This is a genomic window from Tyzzerella sp. An114 (assembly GCF_002161055.1).
GTDB classification, from domain to species: domain Bacteria; phylum Bacillota; class Clostridia; order Lachnospirales; family Anaerotignaceae; genus Fimicola; species Fimicola cottocaccae.
This window is the reverse complement of sequence record NZ_NFLT01000005.1, coordinates 173,257-190,872: the sequence shown is the minus strand read 5'-3', so window position 1 is coordinate 190,872 and position 17,616 is coordinate 173,257. Positions and strand designations below refer to the sequence as shown.

The following is a 17,616-nucleotide window of genomic DNA, read 5'->3' as shown; positions in this document are numbered from 1 at the left end:
CCCTTTTATTCCGTATCTTTTAAAGAAAGTCTGCTTCCCACAGTTTCAGGCATTATTGTAGAAAGCACAACATGACCGCTATCCATAACAATAACAGCTCTTGTTTTTCTTCCGTAAGTAGCATCTATTACACGCCCTTCTTCTCTCGCCTCCTGTATAATTCTTTTTATAGGAGCAGAGTCTGGACTAACAACAGCTATAACCCTGTTTGCTGATACAAGGTTTCCGTATCCTATATTGATAAATCTTATGCTGTCCATAATATCACCTACTTTATTCAATATTTTGAATTTGTTCACGGATTTTTTCTATCTCACTTTTAAGTTCTATTGTAGCCTGTGTTATCTTAATATCGTTTGATTTTGAAGCTATTGTATTTGACTCTCTGTTCATCTCCTGAACAAGGAAATCAAGTTTTCTTCCCACAAGTCCGCCTTCTTCTAATATATTATTAAGCTGAACAATATGGCTTTCAAGTCTTGTAATCTCCTCGTCAATACAACCTCTGTCAGCAAAAACAGCAACTTCTGTGGCAATTCTCTGTTCATCAATGTCAACCATTCCCATAAGCTCAGAAAGTCTAGCTGTCAATTTATCTTTATATTCGAGAACAACAAGAGGAGCTCTCTCTTTTACAGACTCCATAAGAGCTTTTATATTTTCAGCTTTTTTAAGTATATCAACTTTTAAAGCCTCGCCCTCAACAGTTCTCATATCAATGAATTTTGTCAAAGCTTCCTCCAATGCAGGATATAAAGAGTCCCAAATAACATCCTCCTCACTCTGAACTTTTTCAACTGTTATAACATCAGGAAATCTTGCAACTAATGAGAGAGTATCTTTACTTTCAATATCAAACTTATCTTTTAAAATATTAAGTTTTTCAACATAAGCTTCTGCAAGAGCCTCATTTAATTTTACACAGACATCATCTGTTGAAAGAGTTTCAAAACCAATATAAACATCAGTTTTTCCTCTTGAAATACTTTTAGCAACAGTCTTTCTTATTTTGTCCTCAAGAAATATCATTGAACGTGGAAGTTTTATTGAAATGTCATTATACCTATGGTTAACGGATTTTATTTCAACGGTAAACTTTCTGTCTTCCGCTGTATTTTCACCTCTTCCGTAACCTGTCATACTTTTTATCATAACTGTTTCATTCCTTTTTTTATCTGAATTCTAATATGCATTATATTTTATTATATATTAGACACCTTCTATTTATCAAGAAGAAAAGACACACTTTTAAATTTTTTTATAAAATGATATACTACTCTTAAAAAGTACAAAGGGAGGTAACAATCCATGGCACTTGACGGAATAGCCGTTTCAAATATAGTATCAGAACTTAACAAAAAACTTTTAGGCGGAAGAATAGACAAAGTATATCAACCCCTTCATGATGAGATAATATTTTCAGTTAGAAGTCTTGGAAAAAACTTAAAAGTTTTAGCCACAGCAAATTCAAGTCACCCAAGAATACACATAACAGAAATACAAAAAGATAATCCACCACAAGCTCCTATGTTTTGTATGGTTTTAAGAAAACATATAGCTGGAGGAAAAATAGTATCAATAGAACAGCCAGATTTTGAGAGAATTATAAATATAAAAATCGAAGGCATAAACGAGATGGGAGACATTGGTATAAAAACTCTCATAATAGAAATTATGGGAAAACACAGTAATATAATATTAATAGATGAAAACGGAACTATATTAGACTCTATAAAAAGAGTATCCCACGATAAAAGCTCTGTAAGAGAGGTACTTCCAGGAAAACAATATATGCTCCCACCTTCTCAAGACAAAAAAAATCCTTTAAACACAAATATAGATGAATTTACATCTCTATTAAAAATGACAGAAGGACAAAAATTACAGGGATTTATATATAAAAACTACACAGGAATAAGCCCTGTTATGGCAAGTGAAATATGTTTCAGAGGAGGTTTTGACCCTTCATCTTATTGTGGTGAAATTGCCGAAAACTCTATTGAGAGACTTTACAAAGCTTTTTGTGATGTTTTTGATGATATAAAATCAGAAAATTATTCACCTGAAATAATATACACAGAGGATACAGATAAAATAACAGAGTTTTCATCTTTACCAATGACGCAATTTGAAAAAGGCTTTAAAAAGCAAAGTTTTGAGTCAATATCAGCTTTACTTGAGGAATTTTATGCTGAGAGAGACAATATGTATCATATACAGCAAAAAGCCCATGATATGAGAAGAATAATTCTGACAAACATTGAGCGTTGTGTTAAAAAATCTGAAATACAGCAAAAAACATTAAAAAGTATAGAAAATCGAGAGGATTGGCGAGTAAAAGGAGAACTTCTGACAGCAAATATATATGCTGTTGAAAAGGGAATGACAGTATTTAAGACAATAAATTTCTATGATGAAAATATGCCAGAAATAGAAATAGCAATTGACCCTGTAAAAACTCCTGCTGAAAATGCTCAAAAATATTTTGCAAAATACAATAAAGCAAAAAGAACTCTTGCAGCCTTAGACATACAGAAAAAACAGAATGATGAGGAACTTATATATCTTGAAAGTATATTAAACTCCCTTGAGTCATCAAACAGCGATTCCGACCTTTTAGAGATAAGAGAAGAACTTGTTGATGCAGGATATATGAAAAGAAAATCATTTAAAAAAGGTAAAGGACAAAAAATTAAAAAATCAAAACCTATGCATTATATATCATCAGAGGGATTTGATATATTTGTTGGAAAGAGCAATATTCAAAATGATGACCTTACACTCCATTTTGCAGGTCCGGGGGATTTATGGCTTCACACAAAAAATATACCCGGCTCCCATGTAATAATAAAGACAGAAGGAAAATGTAATGATATAAATGACCTTCCAGACAATACACTCATTGAAGCGGCAAATCTTGCTGTTTTAAACAGTAAAGCCAAAGACGGTACTTTAGTTCCTGTTGACTATACATTCAGAAGAAATATTAAAAAACCTAACGGTTCAAAACCAGGTATGGTTATATATGAACAAAATTGGTCTGTATATATAAATCCTGACGAGACAAAAGCCAAAAAACTTCAAATAGGCGAATAAATAAAAGGTGCAGAATATTTCTGCACCTTTTATTATTAAAAAATTATTATGCTGTTTTATCATTTATCATTCCAAGTCTAAAATATTCTGTAAGTATTGATATAAATTGACTGTTAGTAGGCTTTTTGACACTATACATTCCTATTGTGCGACAGTAGACATCACTGTAACCATTCCTCCAAATACATTCAATAGCGTGTCTTATTGCCCTTTCAACCTTACTTCCACTTGTATTATATTTCTTAGCAATATCCGGATATATTCCTTTTGTTATACCTATCAAAAGCTCTCTATTATCTACAGCCATTTCTATTGCTGTTCTTATATAATGAAATCCCATTATACTTGGAGATATGCCAAAACTGTTCAAAACTTCTGTTATTCTCATTTCAAGAGTTTTTTCTCCTGTATACTCTTTGAAATACATTCTATCGGAAACAACTTCCTCTCTTTGACAAATCTGTCTTATTCTTTTTATAAGTAAACCACTCTCAAAAGGTTTACTTAAAAAATATGATGCTCCAGTTTCAACAGCTCTTTTTACAACAATATCACAATTCATTGCTGAAACAACAATACATTCTGGTTTTTTGCCATCAAACTTTTCAAGTTCTTCAAGAAACCATAAACCGTCTTTTTTAGGTAATACAACATCCAGTATTACAATATCAACTTCATTATTAAGTACAAATTTAAAAGCTTCCTCCCCATCAGAAACTTCTCCTAAAACCTTAATATCATTTTCTTTTTCCAGACAGTTAATTATGGTTTTTCTAAAAACCTCATTGTTATCGGCAATAAGCACCTTAATCAACCTATCAGAAATCATTTTATAAGCCCCCCTAAATAAAAAGTACACTATATTAATAAAATATTTCACATAACTTATCCTTTTAAAACGCCCCCTTAATACACCACTCTCCTCTTATTTTTTTGGCGAAATATTTTACAAAAGATATTATAAGCATGAGAAATACAAAATTCCATATATACGGCACATATAACATCTATATCGACACAGACACCATTTTTATTGAAAGTATATTGTAGAAAATAATACTTATAAATGATAAAATAGTTTTATCATCTAATTATAGAATAAAATACATAATTTTTTAATATTTAATACTTTGATATAATTTATTATAAAAATTTTTAGTATTTAACTAATAATAATGCGTATATACATATAATTAAAATCACAGGTATAGACTAAATATGATAACTTTGATATTATATTTATTACAGTCTAAGTTTAAAAAATAATATTACGGAGTTGAATTTATGGTAAATATAAACAGTTTTCTTTTTATATTATTTGCACTAATAGCAATTATAATTGCAACAACAGTACACGAATTTACAAGGGCTTTAACATCAACAATTTTAGGCGACACTCTGCCAAAACAAAAAGGACGTTTAACATTAAATCCAATTAAACATTTTGAACCAATAGGATTTATACTTATGCTGGCAACTGGTGGTTTCGGTTGGGGAAAACCTGTTGACACAACATCTTTATACTATAAAAATAGAAAGAGAGATACTCTTTTAACAGCAATTATGCCTGATATAGCAAATATAATTGTAGCCTATATAAGTCTTATATTGGCAAATTTATTTATAAAAACAGGAAATGTAGTTGTGTTTTCACTTTTCTCAAAAATTGCTGTATATAATATAAGTCTTGCTGTATATAATATTGTGCCTGTTTCACCTATGGACGGACTTAAGGTTTTAGCTCACATAATACCTTCAAACAAATATTTCCAATATATACAGTATGAAAAAGTTATACAGGCTGTATTCTTACTTTTCTTATTTATAGGAACAACAGACTTTATATTTACACCTGTAATAAACGGTTTAATGAGTATTTTAAGCCTTCTTGCCGGTTTATGATAAAGGAGAGTAAATTCTGTGGAAAAAATAACAGTTCATCTTGATGCTTTTGAAGGTCCTTTGGACCTTCTTTATCATCTTATAGAAAAAAATGAAATAGATATATATGATATACCAATATCTTCTCTTGCAGACCAATACATAGAATACATAGAAAAGGCTCAAAACAAAAACATGGAAAGTATGAGCGAATTTTTAATAATGGCTTCCACCCTTCTTGAAATAAAATCAAAAATGCTTATTCCTTCACAAAAAAACGATAAAACAGAGGAAGAAGGAGAAGACCCAAGAGAAGAACTTGTTAAAAAACTTATTGAATATAAAAAATTCAAAAATATAACTGAAGATTTCAAAAAATATGAGGAGGAAGCCTCCCAAGTTCTTTATAAAAAAAATGAAGAATTTGAAAAACTTTTTGATGACATTGAAAAAAATGATGATTTAGACAGTTTTTTTAATGGTGTCACATTAAAAGATATATTTAATACCTTTCAGGAAGTTATGCAGAGAAAAGAGACAAAGGTGGATAAAGTGAGAAGTTCTTTCAAATCTGTTGAGAGAGACCTTTACACAATAGATGAAAAAATAAACTATATTCGTGATATGCTTTTTATAACTCCAAAAATTATCTTTAAATCAATATTTAGGAGTGGTGCAAAAAAAATGGAGATAGTTGTAACATTTCTCGCCCTCTTAGAACTTATAAAAATGAAAGACGTTATTATTACACAGGAAAAAGCCTTTGGAGATATAACAATAACAAAAAATAACGGAGGTGATTTATATTGAAACTTAGCGAACTTGAGGCGGTAATAGAAGCATTACTTTTTATATCTGGTGAAGCTGTACCTATATCAGTTCTTGCTCAAACAATAGATATGGACAAAGCCACAACAAAAGCCATTGTACGTTCTCTGTCTGATAAATACTCAACAGAAAAAAGAGGAATACAGATTGTAGAATATGAAAATTCATATCAAATGTGTACTTCACCAAACTGTTTTGAATATATAAGAAATATGTATAAATCCCCTCAGAGACAGGGTTTAACTCAGGCTTTACTTGAAACATTGGCAATAATAGCCTACAAACAGCCTATAACAAAAACTCAAATAGAAGAAATACGAGGTGTAAACTCTGACCATGCAGTAAACAAACTTGTTGAAAAAAAACTTGTATGTGAAAAAGGAAGACTTGACACACCGGGAAAACCTATTCTTTTTGGAACAACAAAGGAATTTTTAAGATATTTCGGTTTTACATCAGTAAAGGAACTTCCTCCCCTTGATGAAAAAATATCTTTGGAAAATACAGAAAAAAATTAAAAAATACATATTAACTTAATTATTACAAAAAATACTCCTATCAAAATTTAGATAGGAGTTTTTTTATGAAAAAAACAGTATCAATAATATTATCATTTATATTAATGTTTTCATTTTCATTAAATATAAAAGCTAAAGAACAAGCAGAAGTAAAGGCTCTAGGTGCTGTTTTAATGGATATGGATACAGGTAGAATACTTTGGGGAAAGAATGAAAATGAACCTTTAGCAATGGCAAGCACAACAAAAATAATGACAGCAATAATTGCCATAGAAAGTGGAAAACTAGATGAAACAATAACTGTAAGCAAACGTGCCCAGTCTGCACCGGAAGTAAAAATGGGTATAAAAGAAGGAGAACAATACACATTAAAAGACTTATTATATGCTATGATGCTTTCATCTTACAATGATACAGCAGTTGCCATTTCTGAACATTTAGGTGGAACTGTTGAAAATTTCTGTGAAACTATGACAGAGAAAGCAAAAGATTTAGGTTGCACTGACACAGTTTTTAAAACACCCAACGGTCTTGACCTTGAAAATCACCATTCAACAGCAAAAGACATGGCTATAATAACAGCTTACGCTCTAAAAAATGATATATTTAGAGAAGTTATAAAAACACTTGCCTACACTGTAAAAGGAACAAGGACTTTTGATGTGACAAATAAAGACCGTCTTTTGACAGAATATGAAGGAGCAATAGGTGTTAAAACAGGATTTACAGGAAAAGCTGGTCACTGTTTTGTAGGTGCTGCTAAAAGAAATGGAATGACACTTATTTCTGTTGTTTTGGGAAGTGGCTGGGGAACAACTGGAAAAGAACAAAAGTGGATTGACACTAAAAATATTTTAAATTATGGTTTTGAAAATTTTTCAAATGTTGATATAGTTAAATCTGGAGATTTTACAGGAAATGTTCCTGTAACAATGTCAAAAAGTGAATTTATATCAACAGAAATGTGTGAAAATCTTTCATTGCCTTTAAATGACAGTGAAAAAGAAAACATAATGATTAATATACTTCTTCCTGATAGTATTGAAGCACCTATTAAAAAAGACACAATTATAGGAAAAGCAGAAATAATAATAAATGGCAAAAAAGAAAAAGAAATAAATATAAAGACATCTGAAAATGCCCAGAGAAACGACATTTATAATTCATCAAAAAAAATATTTGATATTTGGCAAAGAAGCGGAGACACACTTTTTGAAAACATACTGAAAAAATTTGAAATTATTTAATAAATTTACTGTATAAGCCTTTTTTATAGGGGAAACTTATATATGAAACCAAAATTAAAAGTTATGGGGTGAATATAAATGTTTTTAAAGAAAAAGAAAAGATTTTTAAGAAAAGGCTTTGCAGTTTTATCACTTCTCACCCTTCTTTCATTCATATTTATGTATTTTGCAATACCATCAAACATAAGCATTGTTGAAGGACAGGAAGAAAAGTTATTCGTTGGAATACCAGCAAAAGTATCTGTTGATGATGAAAGTGTAGAAGTTTTAAGTATTTCAAACAAACCTTTGACGGAAAATATAAAAACCGACATAGGAAGTGTGTCAATAAACTCTATACAGACAGGTACAGGAAAAATAGACATATCTCTTTTGGGAATAATACCTGTAAAAAGTGTAAATGTTGATGTTGTACCAGAAACAAAACTTGTACCTGTTGGAAAGGCAGTAGGTGTTTCTGTTGATACAGACGGCATACTTGTTTTAGGAACAGGATTTGTAAATAACAATACAAATGAAGTATGTGAACCCGCAAAAGGAATATTAAAAACAGGAGACCTTATAACCCATGTAAATGGTCAAAAAATAACAGAAAAAGAAGAACTTATAGATATTGTAGAAAATACAACAGGAGCTTTAAAGCTTAACATAGTTAGAAATGGAGAAGAAAAAACAGAAACTATAACTCCCGCAAAATCTATTGATGACGGAAAACAAAAAATAGGTGCATGGGTAAGAGACTGTACTCAAGGTATAGGAACTTTGACATACTATAACCCACAAACCGGCGGATTTGGTGCATTAGGTCATGGAGTTTATGACATAGATACCAAAAGCCTTTTATCAATAAAAAACGGTAAAATAACAGAAACATCAATTTCAGGAGTAAACAAAAGTGAAAAAGGAAAACCTGGAGAACTTATAGGTGAAACTAACAACAAAAATTTAATAGGTGAAATATATCAAAATACAGAGTGTGGACTTTACGGTAAAATATTTGAAGGAAAAGAAGATTTTACAGGAACAGAAGCTATTCCCATAGCTTTTAAAGATGATATAAAAGAAGGAAAAGCCTATATATTATCAAATATATCAGGAAATGAAGTTAAGAAATATGAGATAAACATTGAAGATATAGACAGAAATAGTTCAAATCCTTCAAAGGGTATGGTTATAAGAATTACTAATGAAAATCTTTTAAAAGAAACTGGAGGTATAGTTCAAGGTATGAGCGGAAGCCCTATTATACAGGATAATCACATTATAGGTGCTGTCACCCATGTATTTGTAAACGACCCTTCAAAGGGCTATGGTATATTTATAGAGAATATGTTATAAAAAAAGCGTGAAGAAATCTTCACGCCTTTTTAATATATCTATTTTATCTACACCATATTGAAAGCAATCTCATCATCATTTCACTGATATTTATTTTATCAACAGAGTTTTCCGCTACTATATCACATCTTCCCTGTTCTTTTCCATCTGCAATATATACAATCTCACCTATTTTATCTCCTTCATTTATAGGAGCTGTAATATTTGGAATAGTCTCTGTTTTTGTCTCTATTTTGGCATCTTCACCTTTTTTAATAAGTATACTTACATCTTCAGCAGTCTTTCCTCTTACAGTTTTTTCACTTCCCTTATAAATAGGAACTTCCGCCACAATATCACCTTTTTTTCCTGCCTGTTCTATGCCATAATTTGCAAAACCATAATCAAGAAGTTTAACCGCTTCATTAAATCTCGTTGTAGGGTCTGGAGCTGCCATTATTACAGCTATAAGTTTTATGTTTTCATTTTCAGCAGTGGCAGAAAGGCAGTACAAAGCCTTTCCCGTACTTCCTGTTTTAAGTCCTGTGGCTTTGCTGTACTGTTTTATGAGTTTATTTGTATTTGTAAGCCCAAACTCATTTTCACCTTTTCTTGTTTTATGTACTATTGTGTCCTGCCATGTTGTGGAATACTCTTTTATTTCAGGATGATTTTTAATAAGCTCTCTCGACATAACAGCTATATCATAGGCTGATGTAACATGACCGTCGACGTCAAGACCACAGGCATTTACAAAATTTGTGTCATTCATTCCTAATTCCTTAGCCCTATCATTCATCATCTGAACAAAGCCTTCCTCACTACCTCCCAAAAACTCAGCCATAGCAACAGAAGCATCATTGGCAGAGGCTATTGATATACATTTTATCATATCTTTTACAGTTTGAGTTTCCCCTTCTTCCAAAAAAACTTGACTTCCTCCCATACTGGCTGCATGACTACTCACTGTAACCATGTCATCATATTTAATTTTCCCTTGTTCCAAAGCCTCAAATATCAAAAGTAAAGTCATAACCTTTGTAACACTGGCAGGAGGCAATTTTTCATGGCTGTTACCTTCAACAAGAACATTTCCTGTGCTTTCTTCCATAAGAACATAGCTTTTTGAAGTAAGTCCCAAATTTGCATTATCTTCAGCAAAAACACAGGAGATATTTGATAACATCAAAATAATAGCAATAAAAAAGGCAGTTGTTTTTTTTAAAATATCCTTCAAATCAAAGTCCCCTCATATATATTATTGTTATAATATATTTTTAAGGATATTAAAATATAACACCGCCATATATTTTTTATCTATATCAATGGAATTTTCAGAAACATTACAATCATATAAGAGTATATTTACACCCTCATTATAAGCCTTATAAAGAGCATCATAAAACTTTTTGTCTCTCTCCTTATGAGGTGTAAAAGATTTAACGCCTTTCATCTGCACAACAAAGGCAATAGAAGTTTCATAACCTTCTTTTTTAGCCTCCATAAGCTCTAAAATATGCTTTGTGCCCCTCTCCGTTGGTGCATCTGGAAATTTCGCCAATCCATTTTCTTCAAGGGTAACTCCCTTAACTTCAACAAATCCTTTTTTGCCATTTTTTTCGTAATATATATCAAATCTTGAATTTTTATATTTTACTTCTCTCTTGACAAAATCAACTTCTCCTATTTCTTCAATTTTTCCAGAAGAAATAGCGTCAGCAAAAATCTCATTGGGAGCTTGAGAGTCCATATTGACAATATTATCGCCTTTATATACAGCTATAAGTGAATAGGCTGTTTTTCTGTTGGGATTATTGCTCTTTTCTAGTATAACAGTAGCTCCCTCCAAAAGAAGCTCTTTACATCTTCCTGTATTTTTAACATGAACAGTTTCATCTTTGCCATTTAATATAACATTCGCTATAAATCTATTAGGGCGGCTTTTAAATACCGCCTTAACAGTTTCATTATATACCATAAAATCATTCCTTTAAAATCTACATACAAAGTCAATCTCTCCCAATGCAAGAGTAATACCTTTATATATAGTTTTATTTTTTATAATGACAGCATTTTCATCAAAACATTTTATACTTCTCTCACATACGTTTGAAACCCCTGTTGTTTTAAGTACAAAATCCGATTTTGAAAATTCTCCCTCTACTTTTTCAAGTTCTTTTGATGTAAATGTTATAAAATCAATATTTTCATTATTACAAAAATCAATTATACCCTTTTCGTTCTTTTTTAAATCTATTGATGTTACAGCTTTTATTGATTTAACATCAATATTTTTCAAAAAATCATAGACAGCATTATTTATGTTACAAAAAGGTGTATTTTTTTTACAACCTATACCTAAAATATATTTTTTAGGCACAAGACAAACATCTCTTTTGTCTATATCCTTTTTTAAAGCTGTTATAAAAACATTACTTTCACATTTTTTATTTTCAATAATATATTTAGGAATATTCCCTTTTATATCAACATCAGAAAAAAGCCCAACATTTTTTCCATTTACAATGTCACCACTTACATATTTTATATTCTCTATATTTTTTATATAAAGATTATTTTTTTTAGCAAACACATCAAAGGCTATTTTTTCATTTACATCAGTTGATGTTGTTATAACAGGAGTTCCACCAAGTATTTCAGCAATTTTTATAGCTATTTCGTTAGCTCCCCCTATATGACCGGAAAGAAGGCTTATAGCAAATTTTCCTTTATCATCGCAAACAATAACTGCGGGGTCTGTCTTTTTACTTTTCAAAAACTCAGCAATTTTTCTAACAACAATTCCCGTTGCCATAATAAAAATTAAAGAGTCATAATTATCAAAATAGAATTTAATATTTTTAAGACTTTCTTTATCAAAAACATCACATTCTATTTTTTCAGAAATTTTAAGAGCTGTTTTTTTGCCATTATCAGTAATATAAAAAACTGCTGTATTCATATTATCCCCTAAATTCTGTTTTAAAATTCTTGTCATAGAGTTTTGAAAGCTCGTAATCATTTCCAAGACAATTTCCAACTATAACAAGGGCTGTTTTTTTAATGCCGGCTTTCTCTGTTTTTTCTGCTATATCAGCAAGTGTTCCTCTTACAATTTTTTCATCTTCCCATGTAGCTTTATATACAACTGCTGCTGGTGTATCCTTTGAATAGCCTTCCATAAGTTTTTTTGAAAGTTCGCTAATCATTCCAACACTTAAAAATATAATCATAGTAGCATTATGTTTAGATAAACTTTCAATACTCTCTTTTTCTGGTACAGCTGTTCTTCCTTCCATTCTTGTCAATATTACTGTCTGTGATACACTAGGCAATGTGTATTCTGCTTGTAAAGCTGAGGCAGCACCACAAAAAGAACTTACTCCTGGTATGTTTTCAAAAGGTATATTATTTTCTTTTAAAATATCCATCTGCTCACGAACAGCTCCATATATTGAAGGGTCACCTGTGTGAAGTCTCACAATGTCTTTTCCCTCACTATGACCTTTTTTTATAACATCAATAACTTCTTCAAGGTTCATATATGCACTGTTATGTATCTCACAGTCTTTTTTTGCATATTTTAATATTTCAGGATTAACAAGAGAACCTGCATATATTATAATATCAGCACTTTCAACTCTTTTAAGTCCCTTAACAGTTATAAGCTCTGTATCTCCTGGTCCTGCACCTACTATATAAACCATTATTTTCCACCTCTTTTTGCTATAAGTGTTGTAAAATATCCAAGGTCGCCTTCTATATCATCATTGTTCATAAAAACTCTTTCATTTTCAAGACCACAGTTCATAACACCTTTTACATTATCAAAACCTTCTTCTTTAAGTATCTCTTTAACTGTATCAATATTTTTAGCTGATTTCATAATTACAACTGTATCAAAATTTTTAGCAGCTTTAGAAAGCTTTTCTATTCCCAATGCTGAAGGAACTATTCCAAAACTTTCTCCATCTTCTCCCAAACTTTCTCCAACCTTTGAGGCAACGGCACAGAATGAAGGAACTCCCGGAATAAGCTCACAATCATAACCTTTTTCAACTAATATTTTATATACATACATACAAGTGCTATAAACAGAAATATCGCCAAGAGTTATAAAAACAACATTTTTTCCCATATCAATATGTTTTGATATAGTGTAAGCTGCTTCCTCACGACTTTTCTGTCTTTTTTCACTATCTTTTACCATTGAAAATGAAACTTCACAGATTTCAGTATCTTTGTTTATATATTCCTTCGCTATTTTAAAAACTGTGCTGTCACGACCTTCAGCCTTTGGAATTACAACACAATCACATTTTTTAAGTACATTAATTGCTTTAAGTGTTATAAGTTCAGGGTCTCCCGGACCTACTCCCACACCATAAAATTTACCTTTCACTTATGTCTCCCTTCTCACCGCTTATAATATATACGGTATTCTGTCCTATCATCATATTTTTGCTTCCAGCTTTTTTATTTCTTGAAACTGAAACAGAAACACACTCAATGTTGTTATATCCTATATTTTCAAGACCTTTCAAAGCCTCATAAATACTCTCAACAGCTATGCAATTTATAACAACTTTTACATTTTGGCATTTATCGTAAATAACATTCAAAATATCATTCATATTTCCACCTGTGCCACCTATAAAAACTCTTGAAGGCACTACATCAATATTTTTTATACTTTCAAGAGCATCTCCCTCTATAACTTCACAGTTATAAACACCAAATCTTTTTATATTTGATTTTGTAAGTTCAACAGCCTCACTATTTTTTTCAAAGCCATAAACTTTTCCAAACTTCGCCATTAAACCACACTCAACAGTTACAGAGCCTGTTCCAGAACCTATATCAAAAACAATACTATCTTCCAAAAGTTTTAATTTTGACAACGATACAGAGCGAACTTCCTCTTTTGTCATAGGAACATTCCCTCTTTTAAACATTTCATCAGGTATTCCGCCGGATATGAATTTATAAGGCTTTTCATTATTATTTAATATAATCATAACTGAAAGGTCTGAAAATTCATTATAAATCAAATCCTCTGCAAAGCCTGCTGTTATTCTCTCATTATCATAAGAAAGATTTTCACCAACATATATGTACACATCATCAAAACCATTGTCATAAATTTCTTTTATAACTTCTTTTGTGTTTTTAGCAGTCAAAAGAGCCAATTTTTTATGGTTTGATATAAGAGAAGAAATATTTTCATTTCTTCCATGAACACTTCCAATATACATATCTTGCCATGGTATACCACATTTTCCTGCCATATACTGTACAGATGATATACCACTTATATTTTCAAAAACTGCATTTTTAACATTTTTAATTATATAAGAACCTATACCATACATAAAAGGGTCTCCACTGGCAAGAACTGCAATTTTTTTTGTATCTTTATTTTCATTTATGTATTTTACAATATCAGAAAGATTATTTTTAATTTCAATTTTTTCTTTATTTTTAAAGTTTTCAATATGACGTTTTCCGCCTATCAAAACATCACAATCTTCAATGACTTTTACAGCTTTAAAAGTCAAAAGACTTTCGTCACCTGTGCCCATTCCTATTATATAAACTTTATTCATATTCTACCTCAGTTCATTTATAATATAAGACCAGTTTTTACTTTTTCCAAGTATCTCATTTTCATTATTAAACATAATACAGCCTACATTCATTTTATTAAAAATTCTGTCACAACACTTCTTTTTGGCTATTTCACAGGCTTTCTGCCATATATGAGACAAATTACTATCTTTAAGTATTTTTTCTGCCATATCTGTGGTATTACAGTTATATATTTTTTCTATGACTTCATAATCTCCACCCTCTAAAGCTACAAGAGTACATAATGTTTCCATTCTGCCGTCAGCAACTTTACTATGGGTATGAAATATACCTGCTGCAACTTTAATAAGTTTTCCTGTATGTCCTACAATGAGAACATTATCAAAAGCCATATTTAAAGCAGTATCAAGCATATAACCAACAAAATTACTTATAGATACGATACAATCCTTATTTATTCCTAAATATTTTGTAGCAAAAACTTCACCATAATTTCCAAATACAAAACAAACACTTTTTTTGCCACTGGCTTTTTTGACAGAAAGTTCATAGGAACAGGACTCTTTCCAAGCCTCCTCAGACATAGGAGTAACTATGCCAGTTGTTCCTATTATAGATATACCTCCCTGAATGCCTAAACGTGGATTAAATGTTTTTTTAGCTATATCAACACCTTCAGGGGCATATATAGTTATTTTATAATTTTTATCTGATACACTAGACACAGCTTTTTTAATCATTTTTATAGGTTCAGGATTTATTGCATATTCTCCCACATTACATTTAAGACCTTTTTTTGTTACAATACCTATTCCCTCTCCGCCTGTCACAAAGGTTTCACCCTCTGTCAATTGGGCTTTTGCATATATTTTTATACCACTTGTAACATCGTAATCATCGCCGCCATCTTTAACAACACCACAGACAGCATAATTATTATTTTTTTCACTGTATATTATATCTATTTCAACATCAATTCCATAAGGAGTATTTATTACAACACTTTCACTTTTTTTGCCTTCAAAAAGCATTACAGCTGCCATAGCTGCCGCTGCACTGCAAGTACCTGTTGTATAGCCTAATCTGTATTTTTTGCCGGCTATCTCTGTATACAAAGATTTTAACAAATCAGTCCCTCCTGTTTTCTGAAACAATATAAAGAAGGGCATTTATTATAGCTGCCGCCACATTACTTCCGCCTTTTCTTCCTCTGGCAATTATACAAGGTATCTCGCTGTTTACAAAAAGCTCCTTGCTCTCTACAACATTTACAAATCCCACAGGAACTCCAACAACAAGGTCTGGAACTTCCATTTTTCCCTCTTTTATAAGGTCATAAAGACTTATTAAAGCTGTTGGAGCATTTCCAACAACATATATTTTTATATTTTTGTCTTTAGAAGCCTTCTCAACAGCCACAGCAGAACGAGTTATTCCTCTTTTTTTAGCTTCTTCCTTTACATCTTCATCAGCTATAAAACACTTAACACTTCCTCCAAGAGATGATAAAACTCTTTTATTTATGCCAGAAAGAGCCATTGTTGTGTCTGTAACTATTGTACAACCGGATTGTAATGCTTTGAGACCTTTTCCCACAGCATTTTCACTTATATAAAGATTTTCGGCATAATCAAAGTCTGCTGTTGTATGTATAACTCTTTTTACTATATTTTCACAGAAAGGCGGAAATTTTTTATCTCCAAGCTCCTCTGATATTATCTGAAAACTTCTATTTTCAATATCTGAAGGTGATATCATTTCTATTTTTTCAAGCATTCTTTACCTCCTTAATAGCTTTCTCTATAAATTTTATAACAAAATCCATATTAGAATAAAAATGTATATGTGGATAAGAAGCTATAACATTTTTATAATTATAGCCACTTCTCCAAACAGTTTTCCTATTTCCTCGTGTTTTTGAAACCTCAAAAAGTGTTCTATTTCTTATATTTTCAATAGAATAGTGGAACTCATGACCTTTAATTTCCATTTCTGTTTCTCTATCTTTAAGCTCAACATATCCAAAATGACGGAGCTTATCTCCCATTTTACAGCTACCCTTTAAAACTCCTGTCATACTGTATTCATTTCCGTCAAAAGTTTTTATTTTCTCACTCATATATATAAGACCGCCACACTCTGCATATATATATCCGCCTTTTTCGGCAAACTGTTTTATTGAATTTCTCATTGAAATATTGTTCGTAAGCTCCACAGGGAAAAGTTCGGGATACCCTCCACCTATATAAAGAGCATCAATATTTTTAGGTATTCTGTAATCTTTTAAAGGTGAGAAAAATTCTGTCTCAATTCCAAGATAATTAAGAAAATCTATATTATCACGATAATAGAAATTGAAAGCCATATCATAGGCAATTCCTACTCTAAGCCCCTTAAATTTATCTTTCAAATCCTTTGAAAGTATATTTTTAAATTTTAAATCAGATGCATTTTCTGCAATTTCAAGTATTCTATCAATATCAATAGTTCTTTCAGCTTCATCAGCTAAAATATCCATTTTCTTTTCAAGTCTTGATACTTCTCTAGCTGTAATAAGACCTAAATGTCTACTTCCTATTTTAATTTTTTCATTTTCCTGTAAATATCCTAAAACTTCTGTGTCTGTGTGTTCCTCTATTATGCTTTTTAAAAATACATACTGTGTTTCAGATTTAACATTATTGAGTATAACACCACAAACATTTACAGTTTTATCAAATTCAATAAACCCTTTAACCATAGCCGCAGCACTTACAGCCATTCCCTTTGCATTTACAACCATTATAACGGGAGCATCTATAATCTTTGACATTTCGGCTGTACTGGAATTAGATGTTTTTCCTATTCCGTCATACATTCCCATAACACCTTCACATACAGCTATATCGGCTTCCTCGCTATTTTTTTGAAAAATATATCTAAATGTATCATCATCAAAAAGAAATGAGTCTATATTCCTTCCGTCACACTCTGCTATAAAACTATGAAACATTGTATCTATATAATCAGGTCCCATTTTAAAGGGTTGTACCTGCATACCTCTTTTTTTAAGTGCTGAAATAAGTGCTGATGTAATTGTGGTTTTTCCGCAACCACTGTTTGTACCAGCTATAACAAATCTTGGTACTTTCATAATTCCT

Annotated in this window: 18 protein-coding genes; 6 read left to right on the top strand and 12 right to left on the bottom strand. The window is 31.1% G+C overall.

Annotated features, from left to right (window positions below; genetic code table 11):
* Positions 1–5: 5 nt before the first annotated feature.
* Positions 6–281, bottom strand: a complete 276-nt coding sequence (locus B5E58_RS06630) for a DUF370 domain-containing protein (RefSeq protein WP_443080047.1) — start codon at positions 279–281, stop codon at positions 6–8.
* The gene (locus B5E58_RS06625; protein WP_088108901.1) at positions 274–1,152 is read right to left on the bottom strand and encodes a YicC/YloC family endoribonuclease; all 879 of its coding nucleotides are present in this window, start codon (positions 1,150–1,152) and stop codon (positions 274–276) included. Before B5E58_RS06625 ends, B5E58_RS06630 begins: the two co-directional genes overlap by 8 nt.
* Before the next feature lie 156 nt (positions 1,153–1,308).
* On the opposite strand from B5E58_RS06625, the gene B5E58_RS06620 reads away from it, so the two are divergent.
* Positions 1,309–3,096: an Rqc2 family fibronectin-binding protein gene (locus tag B5E58_RS06620; RefSeq protein WP_088108900.1), complete on the top strand. Its 1,788-nt coding sequence runs from the start codon at positions 1,309–1,311 to the stop codon at positions 3,094–3,096.
* 46 nt (positions 3,097–3,142) lie between these two features.
* Here the strand turns inward: B5E58_RS06620 and spo0A are convergent, their stop codons facing one another.
* Positions 3,143–3,925 (bottom strand): sporulation transcription factor Spo0A, encoded by a 783-nt coding sequence (gene spo0A, locus B5E58_RS06615; RefSeq protein WP_088108899.1) that lies wholly within the window; start codon positions 3,923–3,925, stop codon positions 3,143–3,145.
* 455 nt (positions 3,926–4,380) lie between these two features.
* Between spo0A and B5E58_RS06610 the strand changes: the two genes are divergently transcribed.
* The 5 genes from B5E58_RS06610 (at position 4,381) to spoIVB (ending at position 8,908) form a co-directional block, all read left to right on the top strand.
* Positions 4,381–4,998, top strand: coding sequence for a site-2 protease family protein (locus B5E58_RS06610; protein WP_088108898.1), 618 nt, complete (start codon positions 4,381–4,383; stop codon positions 4,996–4,998).
* An 18-nt stretch (positions 4,999–5,016) separates the two neighbouring features.
* Positions 5,017–5,787 (top strand): segregation and condensation protein A, encoded by a 771-nt coding sequence (locus tag B5E58_RS06605; RefSeq protein ID WP_088108897.1) that lies wholly within the window; start codon positions 5,017–5,019, stop codon positions 5,785–5,787.
* On the top strand, positions 5,784–6,323 hold the full coding sequence (gene scpB / locus B5E58_RS06600) for an SMC-Scp complex subunit ScpB (protein WP_088108896.1): 540 nt from the start codon (positions 5,784–5,786) through the stop codon (positions 6,321–6,323). The genes B5E58_RS06605 and scpB overlap by 4 nt, the downstream gene beginning before the upstream one ends.
* Before the next feature lie 65 nt (positions 6,324–6,388).
* The gene (locus B5E58_RS06595; protein ID WP_088108895.1) at positions 6,389–7,570 is read left to right on the top strand and encodes a D-alanyl-D-alanine carboxypeptidase family protein; all 1,182 of its coding nucleotides are present in this window, start codon (positions 6,389–6,391) and stop codon (positions 7,568–7,570) included.
* A gap of 78 nt (positions 7,571–7,648) precedes the next feature.
* Positions 7,649–8,908, top strand: a complete 1,260-nt coding sequence (gene spoIVB, locus B5E58_RS06590; RefSeq protein WP_088108894.1) for a SpoIVB peptidase — start codon at positions 7,649–7,651, stop codon at positions 8,906–8,908.
* 43 nt (positions 8,909–8,951) lie between these two features.
* On the opposite strand, the gene B5E58_RS06585 is transcribed toward spoIVB, so the two are convergent.
* From B5E58_RS06585 to B5E58_RS06545, 9 genes are read right to left on the bottom strand one after another with little or no spacing between them, the layout of a single operon-like run.
* Complete coding sequence (locus B5E58_RS06585; protein ID WP_242956616.1) at positions 8,952–10,124, bottom strand: D-alanyl-D-alanine carboxypeptidase family protein; 1,173 nt, start codon at positions 10,122–10,124, stop codon at positions 8,952–8,954.
* Between the two features lie 27 nt (positions 10,125–10,151).
* A complete protein-coding gene (gene sfsA, locus B5E58_RS06580; RefSeq protein WP_088108893.1) occupies positions 10,152–10,865 on the bottom strand; it encodes a DNA/RNA nuclease SfsA in 714 nt (237 codons plus the stop codon).
* A gap of 12 nt (positions 10,866–10,877) precedes the next feature.
* On the bottom strand, positions 10,878–11,849 hold the full coding sequence (locus tag B5E58_RS06575; protein WP_158097688.1) for a cobalt-precorrin 5A hydrolase: 972 nt from the start codon (positions 11,847–11,849) through the stop codon (positions 10,878–10,880).
* 1 nt (position 11,850) lies between these two features.
* Complete coding sequence (gene cobM / locus B5E58_RS06570) at positions 11,851–12,594, bottom strand: precorrin-4 C(11)-methyltransferase (RefSeq protein WP_088108891.1); 744 nt, start codon at positions 12,592–12,594, stop codon at positions 11,851–11,853.
* Positions 12,594–13,289 (bottom strand): precorrin-2 C(20)-methyltransferase, encoded by a 696-nt coding sequence (gene cobI, locus B5E58_RS06565; RefSeq protein ID WP_088108890.1) that lies wholly within the window; start codon positions 13,287–13,289, stop codon positions 12,594–12,596. The genes cobM and cobI overlap by 1 nt, the downstream gene beginning before the upstream one ends.
* A complete protein-coding gene (cbiE, locus tag B5E58_RS06560) occupies positions 13,279–14,493 on the bottom strand; it encodes a precorrin-6y C5,15-methyltransferase (decarboxylating) subunit CbiE (RefSeq protein ID WP_088108889.1) in 1,215 nt (404 codons plus the stop codon). The genes cobI and cbiE overlap by 11 nt, the downstream gene beginning before the upstream one ends.
* Positions 14,494–14,496: 3 nt before the next feature.
* Positions 14,497–15,603: a cobalt-precorrin-5B (C(1))-methyltransferase CbiD gene (cbiD, locus tag B5E58_RS06555; RefSeq protein WP_158097687.1), complete on the bottom strand. Its 1,107-nt coding sequence runs from the start codon at positions 15,601–15,603 to the stop codon at positions 14,497–14,499.
* A 1-nt stretch (position 15,604) separates the two neighbouring features.
* Positions 15,605–16,252 (bottom strand): precorrin-8X methylmutase, encoded by a 648-nt coding sequence (locus tag B5E58_RS06550; RefSeq protein ID WP_088108887.1) that lies wholly within the window; start codon positions 16,250–16,252, stop codon positions 15,605–15,607.
* The gene (locus B5E58_RS06545) at positions 16,245–17,609 is read right to left on the bottom strand and encodes a cobyrinate a,c-diamide synthase (protein ID WP_088108886.1); all 1,365 of its coding nucleotides are present in this window, start codon (positions 17,607–17,609) and stop codon (positions 16,245–16,247) included. Before B5E58_RS06545 ends, B5E58_RS06550 begins: the two co-directional genes overlap by 8 nt.
* Positions 17,610–17,616 lie beyond the last annotated feature (7 nt).